This window comes from Pseudoteredinibacter isoporae, from assembly GCF_040372805.1.
In the GTDB taxonomy this organism is placed as follows: domain Bacteria; phylum Pseudomonadota; class Gammaproteobacteria; order Pseudomonadales; family Cellvibrionaceae; genus Pseudoteredinibacter; species Pseudoteredinibacter isoporae_A.
The window spans coordinates 216,645-233,264 of sequence record NZ_BAABWJ010000004.1 but is presented as its reverse complement, the minus strand read 5'-3'; the positions used below and the strand labels follow the sequence as shown (position 1 = coordinate 233,264).

Here is a 16,620-nt window from a genome sequence, read left to right as displayed (position 1 = left end):
TGTGAACTATTAGCCCTTGGAGGGCTTTTGCGGAGTTGATTTCGATGAGAGCCTAGGGAGAGTGATCGATGGGCGAAATCAGACCCGAGCAATATCAACTGGTTTTTTTCTTTGAAGGGACAGACGTCAGCCGGCAAATGCTGGTGGAAGAGTTTGAATCTGTCCTTGATGGCTTTGTGCCACTGGTGGATTACAGTGGCCGAAAATGCCAGTGTGCCTTTTTGTTGGTCAACCCTGACTTCAGTGTGGATGCTGCGGTTTTTTTCCACCTGATCTTTGACTTGTCTGGTCGCCCGGATCTTCATTGGAATACCCCCATCAAGCAACTTGCCTGTCAGGCGGATACAACACATTCTCTCAGTGAACATATTCGTATTGCCAGTTATTCAAATTGCAGCATTGCCTGGCATCAACAAAAGTTGTGGGAACCCTTTGCCGAGCAAGTCGACGCGATGGTCCAGAGCGTACAACAGAATCAGCTGGGTTTGGGCGAACTTGACCGGCATCAGACGTTCACCAGTGAAATCCCGGCACTGCAGATTAATGACAGCGCTCAGCCTGTGGTGCTGACTAATCTGGCCGATTACGTTGGCGGCGATGCGTTTGACGAGAGCATGCTTGAAAAGCAGCGTAAGAAATACGAGCAGCAGTTGAACTTGAGGAGCTTAGAGCTTGGTAAGCTGCGGGATCAGCACAATGAATTGTTGATGCAGCTGAAATCCCTGGAAGGGCGCTTTGAAAAACGTGTTTATGAACAGGTTCAATCTCATCTCAGTAAACGCGATGAGCATTGGCAAGATAAGATGCGAAAAGCGAAACAGTATATTTTGCAACAGGCGCAAATTATCAAGGAAAAGGACGCTGAAATTTGTGAGCTTCAAGCGTCACGCCCTACCGGCTCGTCTACAGGGCATTCAAGCCAAGCTGCTGAGCAGCCTGAAAATAATCGTGCCATGCTAACCTTGATGCGGGCGCAAGAGATTCAGTTGCAAGTCAGCCACCCTGGGGTTGGGAACATACATATTCCCTATGATGATGTGATTGAATACCTGGCAGCTCCGATGGTGTATGTGGCGCAGCTTTGTGGTGTTCGGCCGGAAGACTATGCCGCCTGGATACAGCACCGGAAGAACCCTTGTTGCCAGGGATTTGCAGAGGACGGTAGAGCCTGTCGAGTGAAGATCACCCTCATAAGTGACCTGAATAAATTTGAACCCGGATACAGCGATTTTTGTCATCAACATCGGATGTCAGACCTAAGCAGTGAGTCGCTTGCCTGATTGAGAAATGCCGTTACACTAAGCCTTCTTTGTAATGGCCCCCGTATGATCAATATTTTATCTCCATTGGAATTTCCCAAGTCACTCCTGCGTGCAAAGCTAGAGAAAATGCTTGAATGTGCGCGAGCTCAGGAAGTGCAGGATCTGGTGCTTGCCCAGGGTAAGACTCTGGCGCTCTGGCGCCTTGACCAAGTGTGTCCGGTAGCGAGTGGAAATAAATTTTTCAAGCAAGCTCTGTATTGGCAAGCCGCAGAAGCTTATCCCAACATGCCCGTGCTAAGTTTTGGTGGCGCTTACTCCAATCACTTATATGCATTGGCGGCGGAAGCCCGGCGGCGAGAGCGACGATTGATTGCGGTTGTTCGAGGCTTGCACGAAGGCGAACTTAATCCTTGCCTGTCCGATATCGCAAACATGGGTTCTGATATTCATTTTGTCAGTCGTCAGGATTACCGCCGCAAAGAAGAGGCAGCTTATTTGCAAACATTGGCGCAGCAATGGGGGCCTTTTGTTCATGTGCCCGAAGGTGGTGGTGGCTTAATGGGCGCATTCGGTGCTCAAGCCATTGGATTAGCCGCCGCCGAAAGCCCGGTCGACACCATTGTATTGGCCGTTGGCACCGGCAGTACTGCGGCAGGTGTTCTGGCAGGGCTTGATTTGGCCTGCCGTCGCCTGATACGAATGGGCGGCGAGCCCTTGTTAAAACGCGTGTTGTTGGTACCAGTACTTAATCTCGAGTGTCGGCCTGGACAGAAATCTGTTTTTGAAGACATACAGGCCTTGAGGCTACAAATGGCATCGATCAACACTGAACTTTGGGAACTGGATGCCGAGATTGAAACAGACAAGTGGATCACGTGGGAATGTTGTGATGGTTTTCAGTTCGGTGGATACGGAAAATTCCCTTTATCTTTAACTCAGTTTCTGTCGTCCTTTGAGGAAAGGTTTTCTGTACGTCTTGATCCTGTCTATACCGCGAAAGCCATGGCTTTCGCGTGCCAGCTCCTGGCGGGAGGTGAATTCCCCGAGCTTGATGAAGACCTTATACCTAATCCAATACCCAGTTCATATGAGAGTGAGCAGGTATTGTTTATCCACAGTGGCGGATTACAGGGGCGACGGGGTTTCGGCTTGTTGTAAGGCGATGTCCAGCCAAGAGTCGGGAACCACAAACACTCTAAGTTCAGGTGCTTTTGAGTAAGTACTAGGAATATCGTTTGGTCCTAAAACCAGAGGCAGTGGCCGTATCATTGTGGGGCGCTTTTTTTTACCCGGTTTTGAATGCTCGTCCAACAGCTGCTGCTGAAAATACTCATCAATATAAGAGACAAATTCCCGACTGGGGAGGGCAACTTGCTGATATTGCTGCTTGGGCCTTGAGGCCATAAATTCAAGTTTAGTCAGTTGAGTAAACCAGCATTGAGCCCAGTGTCGTTCAATCTCTTTAAGAAAATTTTTGGCCTCACTTTGAGAAACCCACAGACCACGTAAATGGTTGCTGGCAGCGTATTCTGGGGCAGGCATCGGTTCGAATGCCGGGTAAAACAAGCGTCCCCGCAGCAGATATTGGGCATCAATCGGACTGATGGCAAGTTCTGCTAAACGTTCCTGGGCTGCAGGGTGTTGGCTAAGCAGCAATTGCTGCTGGATAAATTTCGTCATTTTAATATCAAGACGATCGTTGCAATTCGGGCCCATCCAGCGTCGCCAGTGGCTGCCATTGTTTTTGCGTTGCGCTTGATTCGGCGGCAAACCCAGGTAAAACTTGCAGGCCATTTCAATGTGTTGATAACGCCCACCTTGGCGTTCCTGTGTCAGAAAATCAAATTCCCCAATGGTTCGCCCCTGATTGTATCGAATACTTTGTATTTGAAGGTTTCGAGCGATCAAAATGTAAGGGTTGCCTGGATTTGAAAAGTACGCGCTCAGCAGGTCTTCTGCGTACAATCCCAGGCGTCGATGTTCGGAAGCATAATGGGCTTCAACGATAAACGTGTTATCGGGTTTGGGAACACTCTTGATGGACAGGGTTGTTTGTTGCTCGTTGAGAAGCGGAGCAAGTTCGAGAAGTTCGGGGGCTTGCAGTAACCAGTCCAGATCTCTTTGCACGGCATTGTGCTCTGCATTGAGAGGCTGGGTTTTACGATGTTCTTCCTCTCGGACCTCATTCAACGCAGAATTGAGCACGCCGTTGGGGTCGAAGCTTTCCTTGTGGTCGCGAGGAGGCTGAGATATTGAGGTTTTTCTCATTATTATAATGTTCTTGCCTTTTCCCATGATCTTTCGGTTTGAAGTGGGAAGTTGGCGTTACCTCTTTGCTGCTGTGAATATGGGATGTTCTGGCTAGCGAGCCGTCGACGAGTCTGTGTCGTTGGCGTCGTTAATGGCATGGTTCTTATGGGCTAGCTTGTCATATAATAAACCGAGTGTGTACGTTTTTTAGTACTACACAAGTACGGATTTTAGGGGGTCGAGTGTTAAAAGCGACCAAAATATCAGTTTAGGCGGCGCCGAAGGCACTGCGAACAATTAGAATTACACTATGGCTGAATTTAAACGTATTGGCTTAATCGGCCGATTGGGGAGCGAGAGCGTACAATCTTCCCTGAAAAACCTGATTAGCTTTATCAATGCTCGCGACCTGGATGTGGTACTCGAAAAAGAGACGGCGACGCTATTGCCTGGCCACGATATGGAAACCTGCAGTTATGAAACTCTGGGTAAAACCTGTGATTTGGCCATTGTCGTGGGGGGGGATGGCAGTATCCTTAGCGCCGGTCGGGCATTGGTGAAGTACAAAATACCGATTCTGGGGGTTAACCGTGGGCGCTTGGGCTTTCTGACAGATATCGCACCTGAAGATATTGATACCTTGGTTGGCGAAGTTCTGGACGGCAAGTACGTCATGGAAGAGCGCTTTCTGCTGGAAATGACCGTTCAGCGCAATGGCCAGTGGGTCAGCGGGGGCGATGCGATGAATGACGTGGTCATTCATCCGGGTCAGTTTATCCGAATGATCGAGTTTGAGCTGTATATCGACGAGCATTTTGTCTATCGCCAACGTTCTGATGGTTTGATTGTTTCTACACCTACCGGCTCAACGGCCTATGCTTTGAGTGGTGGTGGCCCCTTAATGCATCCCAAGCTCGACGCTATTGTTCTGGTGCCTATGCATGCCCATGCGCTCAACAGTCGTCCGATTGTGGTGGATGGCAGCAGTGATTTGAAAATTGTGATCGGCCGGAATAACACAGCAAAGCCCCATGTGACCTGTGATGGTCAAACCCATGTGATTACTGAGCCAGGTGACGAGATTCTGGTGCATAAGAAATCACGTAAGGTAAAGCTGATGCACCCACTGAATCAGAATTTTTACGAAACTTGTCGTTCCAAACTCGGTTGGAGCAGCTAGATTCAGGGGCGATTAATCGCCCAGCCCCTAATGTCGTTGAACGCGTAATTTAAGTTCGTGTGGCCTTGAAAATGGTAAACCAATTGTCACAGCGGCCGCTAGACTACATAGAGATGTAATAAAATTGTCGTTAAAAAGTGAAGTCTGAATGCAGGATTTCAAGTGCTCTACAGGGTTTACCTAGAGTGCCTATGACATCGCTACGCAAGATAAGCGTTAACGAGACAGTAAGAAGATAGAGTGATGATGCACAGCAGTATCCCAGTCGTTCCTGATGCCAGGGGCTTTGACATTATTGGTGATATTCACGGCTGCGCCCAGAGTTTGGTGCGTTTGCTGGAGCGTCTTGGCTATGAAAAAAGCCAGGGCATCTATCGTCACCCCAGTCGGCAAGCGGTATTTCTCGGCGATATCATCGATCGCGGCCCAGCCATTCGCGAGTGTATCCACATTATTCGAGATATGGTTGAGCGGGGCAGTGCTCAAATGGTGTTGGGCAATCATGAACTGCACGCAATTGCGTATGAGCGCCTCAAGGGGCTGGGTGCCAGCACCAGCGATCGGCTCATAGAGGAAACCAAACTGCAGTTTGAGGGCCTGGAAGAAGAGTGGCAGAGTCATGTGGCCTGGTTTCAAAGTTTGCCCGTTTTTCTGGAATTACCCGGTTGTCGTGTGGTTCATGCCTGTTGGGATGGGCAAATGATCGCTCAGTTTAAAGAGAGCTTTGCCGATTTCAGTTCCCAGGACTTCTGGCAGGCAGCGATGACCCGGGGGAGCTTTATCTCCCGTTTTTTGGACCGCTTGACCCGGGGCACTGTGTTGCCTCTGCCCGACGGCCGTAGCCTGAACAGCCGGGATGGCTATGTACGCCGATTCTTTCGAACCAAGTTTTGGGCCAGTGAGCCGGCAACCTACCGGGATGTGGTGTTTCAACCGGATCCGCTGCCGGAGGATATTGCCTGTAGAGAACTGGACAGCGATGAAAAAAACACCTTACTGAGTTACCAAGACCACGAACCGCCGATCTTTATTGGTCATTACTGGTTAAGCGGTGATCCCAGGCCCTTACGTCCCAATGTTGCCTGCTTGGACTACAGTGCTGTGAAAGACGGCAAATTAGTCGCCTATCGCTTTGACGGTGAGGCACAGATTACCCAGGACAAATTTGTCTGGGTGGATGTAGCCAAGGAAATTTTGGACGACGTTCGTGAATACAGCCCTCTGTAGTTTTGGATGCCCCCTGTGTAGCGTCGAGCATCGTTGCTTCCGTCTCCCTTTTTGTCGTGCGTATTCGGGCCTTGTTGGTGAGCAGCAGAGCTTGGGTAAGTGTATAATATGACTTACTACACTCTGATAATGGCTGCAGTCATTCCGTAATGCTCTGTAGAGCGAAATGCCTCCGGTCAGTGTCGCCAGAACAGCTATGGTTTCACTATGAACTTTGAACAACTTTTAGACAGTATCGACCCCAGTATCTATCAGAATTTAAAGCGTGCTATCGAGCTGGGAAAATGGCCCGATGGACGTGACCTGAGCAAGGAACAGAGGGAGTTGTGTTTGCAGGCGGTCATTGCCTATGAACACAAACATTTGCCAGAAGAACAACGTACTGGTTATATCCCGCCAAAACCCCATCAACATTGTGGTGGCAGTGGCGAGGTCGCCGAAGCCGAAGAAGAGCAACCTCTAAACTGGAAGCACTGATCAAACTCTGAGAAACGTTTCCAGTTCGAAATTCATCCCTGTTAACCGTCAAAATAGCGAAACCCAAACGTGTCGAATAAAACGATTTATTTAAATGACTATCGTGCGCCTGCCTATTGGATCGAACGCACGGATCTTTATGTTGATCTCCGTGACGGACAGACTAAAGTCAGTAGCCGACTGTCCATGCATGTGAACCCGGATGCCGACAGAGATGAACGCCAGCAGTTGCAGCTCCATGGCCGAGAGCTCGCACTCGAGTCGGTTGAACTGGATGGTCAACCATTAAATGAAGATGACTACGAGCTTGATGATGAGTATCTGACTCTGCCCGTGGGGCGCTTATTGGGTGATCTTGAAAACGATGAACTGTGCTTTGATCTCACTATTGTGACGCTCATCGAACCTGAAAAAAATACGTCACTGGAAGGTCTGTACCGATCCAGCGGCATGTACTGTACTCAGTGTGAAGCAGAAGGTTTCCGAAAAATCACCTACTATCTGGATCGCCCGGATGTGATGAGTGAGTTTTTCACCAGTATTGAAGCGGACGCCGATCGCTATCCGGTGATGCTAAGTAACGGCAACAAAATCGAAGATAAACAACTGGATAATGGTCGCCGACTGGTGCGCTGGCATGATCCCTTCAAAAAGCCTGCCTATTTGTTCGCACTGGTAGCCGGTGATTTGGAATGTGTGGAAGATCGTTTTCTTACGATGAGTGGTCGGGAAATCCTTCTGCAGATTTTTGTTGAGGCCAAAGACCTGGACAAATGTCAGCATGCTATGGATTCTCTCAAGCATTCTATGCGTTGGGATGAAGAGGTCTATGGCCGCGAATACGATCTTGATATTTTTATGATTGTCGCGGTCGATGATTTCAATATGGGGGCCATGGAAAATAAAGGCCTGAACATTTTTAATACTTCTTGTGTTCTCGCGAAGGCTGAAACCACCACTGATGCTGGTTTTCAACGCGTTGAAGGGGTTGTTGCCCATGAGTATTTTCACAATTGGTCCGGTAACCGAGTCACCTGCCGAGACTGGTTTCAATTGTCCTTGAAGGAAGGGTTTACGGTATTTCGTGACGCTCAGTTTTCCTCCGACATGGGCTCTGAAACGGTTAAGCGTGTAGAAGATGTCAGCCTGCTGCGCAGTGCTCAGTTTGTCGAAGATGGTGGTCCCTTGGCTCACGCCGTGAGGCCGGATTCGTTTATCGAAATTTCAAACTTCTACACCTTAACTATTTATGAGAAAGGGGCGGAAATTGTCCGGATGTTGCATACCTTGCTAGGTGCAGACACTTTCCGCAAAGGGTCCGATCTGTACTTCGATCGACACGATGGTCAGGCCGTTACGGTCGAAGACTTTGTGGCCGCTATGGCCGATGCCTCGGGGCGGGATTTCACCCAGTTTATGAACTGGTATCGCCAGGCAGGAACACCGGAACTCACCCTCAGTGAAGAATATGATGATCAGGCCCGCGAATACCATGTGACCATTGAGCAGTATTGCCGCCCAACATCTGAGAGCGACGAAAAGGCGCCTTATCATATCCCATTGAATGTGTGTTTATGGGGGGAGGCGGGGGCTTTGGCCATTCGTTTGAAGGATCAGGCGCCTGATGTTGAGACTGCGGATAACACCCAGGCGATAATTGAACTACGTGAACAGCGTACTGAGCTGTGTTTTGTTGATGTTCCTGAACGCCCAGTGCTGTCCTTTCTCCGTGGTTTCTCCGCTCCCGTCAAAGTGCATTTTGAACGCGATAACGACCAGTTGTTACGCTTGGTACGCAGTGAAAGCGACGGTTTTGCACGTTGGGATGCTTGTCAGCAATTACTGCTTAATGCTATTGCGGCGCTGGAAACGGTCGCGGCAAATGAAACCGAAGAACAGGCTCAGATCTGTGAGCCGATTGCTGAAGCGTTTGTGGAGCTGCTCCAGGATGAAACAGCAGATCCGGCAATGATCGCATTGATGTTAACTCTGCCATCGCTGACTTATCTGATTGAATTACGTGATAATGTTGATTTAGACAAGCTCGATCGTGCTCGGGAAATTTTACGCATCGCGATTGCGAATCGCTGTTTTAGTACCCTGTGGCGTCTCTATCAAAGCTACGATCACGGTGTTGCTTATCAGCCTGAGGCTGAACAGATAGCCATGCGCAGTTTAAAAAATACCGCTTTAGCGTATTTGATGTTGGCCGTTGACCAGGGCGATGAGCAAGAAAACCGAACGCTGATTCTGGACGCCTGTGAAGCGCAGTACCGATACGCCAACAATATGACCGATCAATTGGCGGCTCTACAAGCCCTATTAAACGCGGACTGTGCTGCTGAGCGCGCCAATATGGCTTTGGGCGCATTCTATGAACAATGGCAATCTGAAACATTGGTGATGAATCTTTGGTTGCAGGTGCAGGCCGTGCGACGATCCGGAAATGCGCTGGCACATGTGCGCGATCTAAAAAACCATCCGGCTTACGACAATAACAATCCGAACAAAATACGCTCATTAATCGGTGCATTCTGTGGGCAAAACCTGATGGCGTTCCACGCCAGTAACAGCCAGGGTGAGGCGAGCTCGGAAGCTTATGAATTTCTTGCGGGTGAGGTTCTGAGTTTGGATCGACGCAATCCACAGATTGCGGCTCGCCTACTTGTTCCGCTGACCCGCTGGCACAAATTCAACGGCGAACGTCAGGCGTTGATGAAAAGCGCATTGCAAAGTATTGCCAATCGCAAGGAACTGTCAAAAGATGTGCGCGAGCTGGTAGAGAAAAGCCTGTAGAGTGTTTGGGCGTAAATCAAATGTATGAACTAAAAAGGCCAGCTATTTGCTGGCCTTTTTAGTTCCAGAATGTAAGGTGTGTCTAGTGAGGGTAAAGGGGAGGGAGGTCCGAGTGATCTGCCTTCACCTGCTGCAAGGATTGCTGGAACTGCACAATCGCATCTTCGAGTTCACGGTTCGCAATGGCTTGGCTGGTTTGGCGATCATTGCCGTATAAATTACTTTCCAATATCTGGATAAGTTTAGCCAGTTCACTGCTGTCGTAGACCGTTGCGAAATGAGGATGTGTTGCGCGCTGTTCGCCGACGTATTTTTGTAAGGCTTGGTAGCGAGCCAAATCATCGCCTTGGACCAGAATATCATTCAATGAGGTTGTCGCAGGGCTGTTGGGTCTCGAAGACGCTTCCACATGGTTTAGTTGAGCTTTTAAGGCATTTTTCTCTCGCCATAAGCGCCAGCAGAAAACAACGAGCGCCAAGCTGAGAAGGGTGACCAAGACGCTGTAGAGGATCCAAACTAAGGCACTTGAGGCAGCGGCTGACTGTTCAATCTCTTCGTTCTGACGTCGGCTTTCGGTTTGGTTTTCCTGAGCCTCTATTGCCTGAGTGCCGCTTAGCCCGGCTGGACGCTCTGTTTGGACTGGCACTTGGGGTTGGCCAGTAACGCCGGGCAGAACCTGCACCGTCATTTCGGGGAGCTTAGCGGTTTGCCATTGATTCTGTAGGGTGTTCCACCAACGAATTTCGATGGCAGGCAAGGTCAATGGCCCTGTTTGGCTCGGAATAATGGCGGTTGAAATACGGCGCTTGCCGATGATGCCGTTATTGTTTTTCTGGTCTTCAGTTTGGGGCTGTTCCAAATACGTTTTGATTTTGCCCTGGAGTGTCGCATCGCTACCCATTTCAACATTGGGGAGCTGAGCGGCAGTGAGGCCTTGGGCCAGAATTTCAATGTGACGGGTGATTGGCTCTCCGACACGCATCTTTTCCGGGTCGCTACTCCAGCTTTGAGAGAGTTCGAGGCGACTGGCGGGCAGCCATGGGCTCGCATCCGCTGGGCTGGCCTTGATGCTGATTTCAATGGCATCGCTGCGTAAACGGTGAATGCGGCCGCTATTATTGGAAAACGGATCAAACACATTTCGACGACCCCCGCTGACCCCAATGTTCCAACGCAAGGCGGGAATGGTCAGGGTGCCACTTTGTTGGGGGTAGATGGCGTAGCGGGATTCCACCACCACATAGGGACGATTTCCAATACGGGTTTGGTAGTCGAATTCACTCAATAACTCAACTCGCGCTCCGCTGATCTGCAAAGCTTCTGGATCAAAGCTGCTTAGGTTGACTGCACTGTACAGTTTTTGTGTGAAAATGATTTGTTCTTGAACAAAGGCGTCTTTTTTGTCGGCACTGGCTTCCAGGAAAATATCTTGCTGAGCCTGGTTCGGTGAGCTTTGCTTGCTGACCTTGATGGGAATCGCATCGGAATATTCGCCTTCGTATTCAAAGCTTGGAATGATCAGTTGGCCTTCGCGTTTTGGCCCCAGGGTCAATACCCATTCTGTGACGGATGTGACCTGGCCGTTCATGCTTTGATAACGGTTGCTTTTGTGTTGACGAAGAATGTCGAAATTCTGGGACAGCTCTTCAAAAGACGGGGCGCTAAAGGCGACTTGTTCGTCGACGGTGACGGTCAGGGTCAGAGTTTCGCTCATGGCAATGCTGTCTCTGTCCACTTTAGCTGTGATGCTCAGTGCCAGGCTGCTCATGCTCAGCGTCATTAAGCTCAAAGCGCATAGCCAGCGCCAAACCCAATGAGTCGCTTCTGGAATTTTAAGCCATTGTGTTGTGGTTGTGTTTTGCATCAGTCGAGTTGTGTTCATAAAGTGTCAATGTATTCAGCATGTCTTTTGGGATCTATGGGGTATCGATAGATTCCAATTCAGTAACGTTTGTGCGCGTCATTACTCGGGAGCTCAAGTTGGCCATTGCGATAGGCAATTTGCTTTTGGCGTTGCTCATGGAGAAATTTTCGACGCAAGAGGCCCGAGGGATCGTCAGGAACTTGTTTTAACCACTGTTCCAGCGCTTGCTTTTCTTCATCACTGAGCTCATCTGGATTTACTTCAGCCTGGCTTGATGGTTCGGTATCTGGCTGGTTTTCAGTTTCCTCGCCCTGTTGATTCTCGGCTTTTTGTTCTTCGGCCTTTTGTTGCTCGGCTTGATTTTGTTCTTGCTGTTCCTGTTCCTGTGATTGAGCGTCTTTTTCCTGTTCTTCGCCCTTATTCTGTTGTTGCTCTTGCTCAGCGTTATTTTGTTCCTGATCTTGTTGATCTTGCTGCCCGGATTGATTTTGTTGTTGTGATTCCGAGTTGTCTTGCTGCTGATTGTCCTGGTTTTGCTGGTTTTGCTGGTTTTGCTGGTCCTGATTGTTCTGTTGCTGCTGTTCTTGTTGTTGCTTCAGTTTTTCCATGATCTTCTTGTTGAATTTGGCATCTTCGTAATCAGGGTCTTGTGCAAGGGCGTTATCATAAGCGTTAATAGCCCCATCAATATCGCCTTTTTGCGCCAGAGCATTGCCGAGATTGTACTGTCCCTCGGCGCCTTCTTCTTTGGCAAAAGCTTTGGCGGCATCGTCGAAGTTACCACTTTCATAGTCTGAGCTGGCTTTCCACTGGGGATCTTCAAACAATTCCCGGGCGCGTTGGAAATCTTGCTCTTTGTAAGATTTCAGCGCGCGTTGATCTGGCGTTTGCCACAGGCTTTCCCAGGTATTCCTCAAGCTCGAGGAGCGTTCACTGTCGGGTTCTGTCTTTGTCGTTGGGGCTGTTTGCGCCATGGCACTGGATGTTGGCAGGGTGCTCAAGCTCGCGCTGATGACCAAAATAGGGAAAATGCTCAGTAGTCCACCACGACGGAACGCAAAGGGAAAGAGCAGCAACAGAGCCAGCGCAAACCAATGACCGTTATCTTGCCACTGGTCGAATTCCCGGTCGCTCAGGGCGCTTTCAGGGTGACCGGTGTCGTTTGAGGAAAGATCTTGCTGCCAGAACTGATCAAGACGTTGAAGGTCTTGTTCGCCGGCTTGCAACTGGACAAACAGACCTCCGTTTTCCTGGGCTAATTCGTGCATGATGTTGATGTCTGTTCTGGCGATGACAATGTTACCTTGGGAATCTTTCATAAATCCCTGGCCGCTGGGAATGGGGCCGCCGTCCTGGCTTCCTACGGCCATGACAGAGAGTCGGTAAGCCGTGCTGGACAGTTGATCTTCAATATCGCTAAGTGCGGCTTCAGCAACGCCGTCACTGAGTAACAAAATGTCGCCGTTTTGCAATCCACTATCGTTCAACAGTTGTATGGCCTGGTGGATGCCAGCTTCCACATTACTGCCTCGAATGGGCATGAGGCTGGGCTTCAGCACAGGCAATAGGTTGATAATCGTTTCCACGTCGTCTGTGAGGGGGGTGACCACGTGGGCTTCACCTGCGTAGGCCACCAGCCCGGTTTGCCCCTCTTTACGTTGTTTCAAAAGATCGATGAGTTTGAAGCGACTAATGGCCAGCCTTGATGGTTTGATGTCCTGGCTGTTCATCGAAGGGGAAAGATCCAACACCACAACCAGCGCATTTTGTTTTTGGATGACGGGTTGAGGGAGTTTTTCCCAACTGGGGCCCGCCAGACCGACAGCGCCGGCACTTAAAACCAGCGCCGCTAACCACCAGGGAAAGCGCCATTGTTTACCTTCGTTGTGGACCAGCATCTGGGATAGCAGCTGTGGATCCACCCATTGCTTCCAGGCCGATTGTTTGGAGAGCTGACGTTGGGCGAAATACACCATGACCGACAAAACCGGAATGAGTAACAATGCCCAGGGGCGTAGAAAATGAAACTCGTTTACACCGTCCATTAGTGCGCCTCACTAGAATGGGAAGATGAATGTTTTGAAATGAGATTCATCACAATGTTGCTGAGCAGAAGCAGGCTGAGCAGCAATAACGCGATGCCGAGCGGCCAATGGGTGAAAGACTTGTGTGGGCGGAAGGTTTCTTCGGCCTGCTCAATAGGTTCCAGTTCGTCAAGCAGCTCGTAAATGTTCTGAAGCTCTTCAGGATTGCGTGCGCGGAAATAACGACCACCAGTGAGTTGAGCAATTTTCTGTAGGCTTTCCTCATCCAAATCCAGTGATGGGTTAATTGTGCGGCTGCCAAAAGAGCTGCCAAATATTCCGGGCGTTGTCATCTGCTCCGCACCAACACCAATGGTGTAAATCTTAACGTGTGTCTGTTTGGCCAGCTCGGCGGCTTGCAGTGGAGCAACTTCGCCAGCGGTGTTGGCGCCATCGGTAAGCAATATCAACACTCGGGAATCAGCGGGGCGTTCACGTAATCGTTTAATCGCCAATCCGATAGCGTCACCAATGGCGGTTTTTTCTCCGGCAAAGCCCAGTTGCGCTTCGTCAAGCAGTTGTTTCACTGTTGATCGGTCGAAGGTCAATGGCGCCTGCAGGTACGCTTGAGTGCCAAATAAAACCAAGCCGAGACGATCGTGTTTGCGGCGTTCAACAAAATCTCCGACGACGGATTTAACGGCCCATAAGCGCGGCACTTGCTCATTTTCGATTTTCATGTCCGGGGTTTTCATGGAGCCGGAAATGTCGACCGCCAATAATAAATCCCGTCCACTGGCTGGCAGCTCGACAGGTTCACCAATCCATATAGGGCGAGCGCAGGCGAGTAAAAGGCATAGCCATATAATGCTCAGCAGCAGGATTTGCCACAACGGTGTTTGCTTGCTTTCCTGGCTTTGGGCCAGTTGCTGATAAAAGGGGACTCTCAAAGCCGCGCTGCTGTCCTGTTTGGCGGGCAGTATTTTTCTGAGCAAAAAAGGGAGTGGGGCCAGAGCGAAAACCCAGGGCCATAGAAACTCAAGCATGGGCCACCTCGTGGTGATGGCTCAGCCAATGTTGGCAGCCCAGAGTCAGTGGCTCGATGTTGCTGGCCTGCAGTTTGTCATCGGGCAAATAAGGGCCTTGCTTGAGAAGGGTAAAAACTTGATGATCGAGACTTTTGCAGTGTTGGCTTAAGAACTGCAACCACTGTTCCTCGCTCAGCTGTGCTGGATTCTCGGCAGGATAATTGGCTATGGCTACGCGTTTTAAAAGCGCATTACATTGCCGGATATAGTCCGCTTTGTTTTCCTGGGGGAACAGCGCTAATTCTCGCAGAGCCGATTTCGTCTGCTGATGTTTCAGGTAGCTCTGAGACTGTTTGTGTCGACGCCAATACCAGACAATAAAAACAAGCAGTGCAACAATCAAAAAGGCCAATAAATACCAACCGGGGGCAGGCCAGTTACTGGGTTCTGGAGGCAAATGAATTGGGCGCAGCTCAGCCAAAGGGTTGCCGGTTTGGATCGGTGCCTGGGCTGGGAGTTGCGCATGATTTTGTGCAAAAGCATTTGTCCCGACATTCAATAGACCTGCCGTGAAAGCCATCATTGTTTTATACATGACAGGCCCTCCGGGTTTTCTGTTTTGCAAAACGGCCTGCGAGCCAGCTTAGGGGATCATCGGTGGTTTGGCATTGCAATAGTTCAACTGCAGATTTTGCACAGGCTTGCGCCAGCAAATCCTGGCTTTTCATTTGTTGATCGGTAAAGCGATCCAACTCTGGGCCGCGTTGCAGCGTGCTGCGTTGCTCACCGTCGCTGATGCTGAGCCCCTGGAGTTGAGACAGGCGAGCTTCCAGTGGGTCACTGATTCGAATACAGCTCACGTCAATATGCCGGGCCAGACAATGCAGTTGGTGATGTGCCGCTTCATCAAAATCATGAAAATCGCTGAGAATAAAAACGGCACTGCCTGGGCGCGCCACACGACGACTGTCCAATAATATGTTCGCCATGCGGGTCTGTTCGCCTGGGGACGGTTGGGATTCCTGTTCGCACAGGGTATTCAGCAACTGCATCACTCGATGTTTGCTGCGAGCCGGACGGATATCGTGTTGCTGTTGGCCATCAAACACCAGGCCGCCAATACGGTCTTTATGATGAATGGCGGCCCAGGCCAGCTGCGCCGCCAGGTTGGCAAGCTGTACCGATTTAAAACGTTTTTGACTGCCGAAAAACATATTGGGGCGCAGATCACAAATCAGCAGCACCGGTCTTTCTCGTTCCTCACGAAACAGCTTGGTATGGGGAACTTGGGTGCGAGCCGTCACACGCCAATCGATGGTGCGAACATCATCACCAGCGTGATACTGGCGCACCTCCTCAAACTCCATGCCGCGACCGCGCTGGGTGGTTTTCTGTTGGCCGAGCAAAACCGAACGACTGTATTGCCGGCTGTAGATGTTGAGTTCCTGGGCCGGATGGCGCAGTTGCAACAGGCTGCTCAAGTGGCTTTGGGTGCCCTCGAGCTTCAAATCCAATGGGTTACTCATGGCGCAGGCTAGGCTACCGGAACCAGTTGCAGCAAACGGTCGATGACCTGATTGGGGGTAACGCCATTGGCCTCGGCCTCAAAGCTGAGTAGCAAACGATGACGAATCACATCGTGAGCGATGGCCTGAACGTTCTGAGGGCTGACAAAGTCTTGGCCATTCAGCCAGGCATGTGCTCGTGCACAACGATCAAGAGCAATGGTGCCACGAGGGCTGATGCCGAACTCGATCCAGTCGGCCAGCTGCTGGTCATAGGCGGATGGTTTACGCGTTGCGGCAGTGAGTTGGACAATGTAGTCCTCGACGGCGTCGGCCATATGAAGTTCAAGACACGCCTGGCGCATGGCGAAGATGTCTTGTTGGGATACAGGCTCAACTTGACGGCCTGTGACATGGCTGTCTTCCCTGCGGGTCAATTGCAGGATACGCTTTTCCGCCTCAGTATCGGGGTAGTCCACCTCTACGTGCATAAGGAAACGGTCTAGTTGGGCTTCTGGAAGTGGGTAGGTGCCTTCCTGCTCAATGGGGTTCTGAGTGGCCATGACCATGAAGAGTTGGGGCAGAGCATAGGTATTGCCACCAACGCTGATTTGTCCCTCAGCCATGGCCTCAAGCAATGCTGACTGTACCTTGGCCGGAGCACGGTTGATCTCGTCGGCGAGAACCAAGTTGTGGAAGATCGGGCCCGGCTTGAATTCAAACTCACCGTTCTGAGGTCGATAGATGTCGGTACCTGTGACGTCGGAAGGCAGTAGGTCGGGTGTGAATTGAATTCTTTGAAAATCGCCTTCGAGTCCGCTGGAGAGGGTTTTGATGGCTTTGGTTTTGGCCAAACCGGGAGCCCCTTCAACCAATAAGTGGCCGTTGGCCAAAATAGCGATCAATAATCGTTCACTCAGCTCGGGCTGACCAATGATTTGTTCATTGAGCCACTCGCTTAAATTGGCCAATTTGCCGCTATCTGTCATAAACCTGCCCTTATCGTC

At 50.4% G+C, this 16,620-nt stretch carries 13 protein-coding genes; 6 read left to right on the top strand and 7 right to left on the bottom strand.

What is annotated here, in order from left to right; genetic code table 11:
- The first annotated feature begins 68 nt into the window (after window positions 1-68).
- Window positions 69-1,280 carry a hypothetical protein gene (locus ABWW03_RS10700; protein ID WP_353408205.1) on the top strand — a complete coding sequence of 404 codons (1,212 nt, stop codon included), beginning with the start codon at window positions 69-71 and terminating at the stop codon, window positions 1,278-1,280.
- A gap of 45 nt (window positions 1,281-1,325) precedes the next feature.
- A complete protein-coding gene (locus tag ABWW03_RS10695) occupies window positions 1,326-2,420 on the top strand; it encodes a hypothetical protein (protein WP_353408203.1) in 1,095 nt (364 codons plus the stop codon).
- Here the strand turns inward: ABWW03_RS10695 and ABWW03_RS10690 are convergent.
- A complete protein-coding gene (locus ABWW03_RS10690; protein ID WP_353408201.1) occupies window positions 2,388-3,530 on the bottom strand; it encodes a DUF1853 family protein in 1,143 nt (380 codons plus the stop codon). The two genes, ABWW03_RS10695 and ABWW03_RS10690, sit on opposite strands and share 33 nt — an antisense overlap.
- A gap of 292 nt (window positions 3,531-3,822) precedes the next feature.
- Between ABWW03_RS10690 and ABWW03_RS10685 the strand changes: the two genes are divergently transcribed.
- The 4 genes from ABWW03_RS10685 to pepN all read left to right on the top strand — a co-directional run bounded on the left by ABWW03_RS10685 (window position 3,823) and on the right by pepN (window position 9,192).
- The gene (locus ABWW03_RS10685; RefSeq protein WP_353408199.1) at window positions 3,823-4,692 is read left to right on the top strand and encodes an NAD(+) kinase; all 870 of its coding nucleotides are present in this window, start codon (window positions 3,823-3,825) and stop codon (window positions 4,690-4,692) included.
- 243 nt (window positions 4,693-4,935) lie between these two features.
- Window positions 4,936-5,919 carry a metallophosphoesterase gene (locus ABWW03_RS10680; protein ID WP_353408198.1) on the top strand — a complete coding sequence of 328 codons (984 nt, stop codon included), beginning with the start codon at window positions 4,936-4,938 and terminating at the stop codon, window positions 5,917-5,919.
- A 207-nt stretch (window positions 5,920-6,126) separates the two neighbouring features.
- Window positions 6,127-6,396, top strand: coding sequence for a YeaC family protein (locus ABWW03_RS10675; protein WP_353408196.1), 270 nt, complete (start codon window positions 6,127-6,129; stop codon window positions 6,394-6,396).
- Between the two features lie 69 nt (window positions 6,397-6,465).
- Window positions 6,466-9,192 (top strand): aminopeptidase N, encoded by a 2,727-nt coding sequence (gene pepN / locus ABWW03_RS10670; protein WP_353408194.1) that lies wholly within the window; start codon window positions 6,466-6,468, stop codon window positions 9,190-9,192.
- Window positions 9,193-9,274: 82 nt separating this feature from the next.
- On the opposite strand, the gene ABWW03_RS10665 is transcribed toward pepN, so the two are convergent.
- From ABWW03_RS10665 to ABWW03_RS10640, 6 genes are read right to left on the bottom strand one after another with little or no spacing between them, the layout of a single operon-like run.
- Window positions 9,275-11,074 carry a BatD family protein gene (locus tag ABWW03_RS10665; RefSeq protein WP_353408192.1) on the bottom strand — a complete coding sequence of 600 codons (1,800 nt, stop codon included), beginning with the start codon at window positions 11,072-11,074 and terminating at the stop codon, window positions 9,275-9,277.
- Between the two features lie 59 nt (window positions 11,075-11,133).
- On the bottom strand, window positions 11,134-13,101 hold the full coding sequence (locus ABWW03_RS10660) for a vWA domain-containing protein (protein WP_353408190.1): 1,968 nt from the start codon (window positions 13,099-13,101) through the stop codon (window positions 11,134-11,136).
- Entirely contained in the window at window positions 13,101-14,126 is a 1,026-nt protein-coding gene (locus ABWW03_RS10655) for a vWA domain-containing protein (RefSeq protein WP_353408188.1), read from the bottom strand. The genes ABWW03_RS10660 and ABWW03_RS10655 overlap by 1 nt, the downstream gene beginning before the upstream one ends.
- Window positions 14,119-14,703: a DUF4381 domain-containing protein gene (locus tag ABWW03_RS10650; protein WP_353408186.1), complete on the bottom strand. Its 585-nt coding sequence runs from the start codon at window positions 14,701-14,703 to the stop codon at window positions 14,119-14,121. Before ABWW03_RS10650 ends, ABWW03_RS10655 begins: the two co-directional genes overlap by 8 nt.
- Window positions 14,696-15,634 carry a DUF58 domain-containing protein gene (locus tag ABWW03_RS10645; RefSeq protein ID WP_353408184.1) on the bottom strand — a complete coding sequence of 313 codons (939 nt, stop codon included), beginning with the start codon at window positions 15,632-15,634 and terminating at the stop codon, window positions 14,696-14,698. The genes ABWW03_RS10650 and ABWW03_RS10645 overlap by 8 nt, the downstream gene beginning before the upstream one ends.
- 8 nt (window positions 15,635-15,642) lie before the next feature.
- Window positions 15,643-16,602 carry an AAA family ATPase gene (locus tag ABWW03_RS10640; protein ID WP_353408182.1) on the bottom strand — a complete coding sequence of 320 codons (960 nt, stop codon included), beginning with the start codon at window positions 16,600-16,602 and terminating at the stop codon, window positions 15,643-15,645.
- Between the last annotated feature and the right edge of the window lie 18 nt (window positions 16,603-16,620).

Coding starts and splice junctions, on each gene's coding strand:
- ABWW03_RS10700 (WP_353408205.1), top strand. CDS start 69: ATGGGCGAAATCAGACCCGAGCAATATCAACTGGTTTTTTTCTTTGAA.
- ABWW03_RS10695 (WP_353408203.1), top strand. CDS start 1,326: ATGATCAATATTTTATCTCCATTGGAATTTCCCAAGTCACTCCTGCGT.
- ABWW03_RS10690 (WP_353408201.1), bottom strand. CDS start 3,530: ATGAGAAAAACCTCAATATCTCAGCCTCCTCGCGACCACAAGGAAAGC.
- ABWW03_RS10685 (WP_353408199.1), top strand. CDS start 3,823: ATGGCTGAATTTAAACGTATTGGCTTAATCGGCCGATTGGGGAGCGAG.
- ABWW03_RS10680 (WP_353408198.1), top strand. CDS start 4,936: ATGATGCACAGCAGTATCCCAGTCGTTCCTGATGCCAGGGGCTTTGAC.
- ABWW03_RS10675 (WP_353408196.1), top strand. CDS start 6,127: ATGAACTTTGAACAACTTTTAGACAGTATCGACCCCAGTATCTATCAG.
- ABWW03_RS10665 (WP_353408192.1), bottom strand. CDS start 11,074: ATGAACACAACTCGACTGATGCAAAACACAACCACAACACAATGGCTT.
- ABWW03_RS10660 (WP_353408190.1), bottom strand. CDS start 13,101: ATGGACGGTGTAAACGAGTTTCATTTTCTACGCCCCTGGGCATTGTTA.
- ABWW03_RS10655 (WP_353408188.1), bottom strand. CDS start 14,126: ATGCTTGAGTTTCTATGGCCCTGGGTTTTCGCTCTGGCCCCACTCCCT.
- ABWW03_RS10650 (WP_353408186.1), bottom strand. CDS start 14,703: ATGTATAAAACAATGATGGCTTTCACGGCAGGTCTATTGAATGTCGGG.
- ABWW03_RS10645 (WP_353408184.1), bottom strand. CDS start 15,634: ATGAGTAACCCATTGGATTTGAAGCTCGAGGGCACCCAAAGCCACTTG.
- ABWW03_RS10640 (WP_353408182.1), bottom strand. CDS start 16,602: ATGACAGATAGCGGCAAATTGGCCAATTTAAGCGAGTGGCTCAATGAA.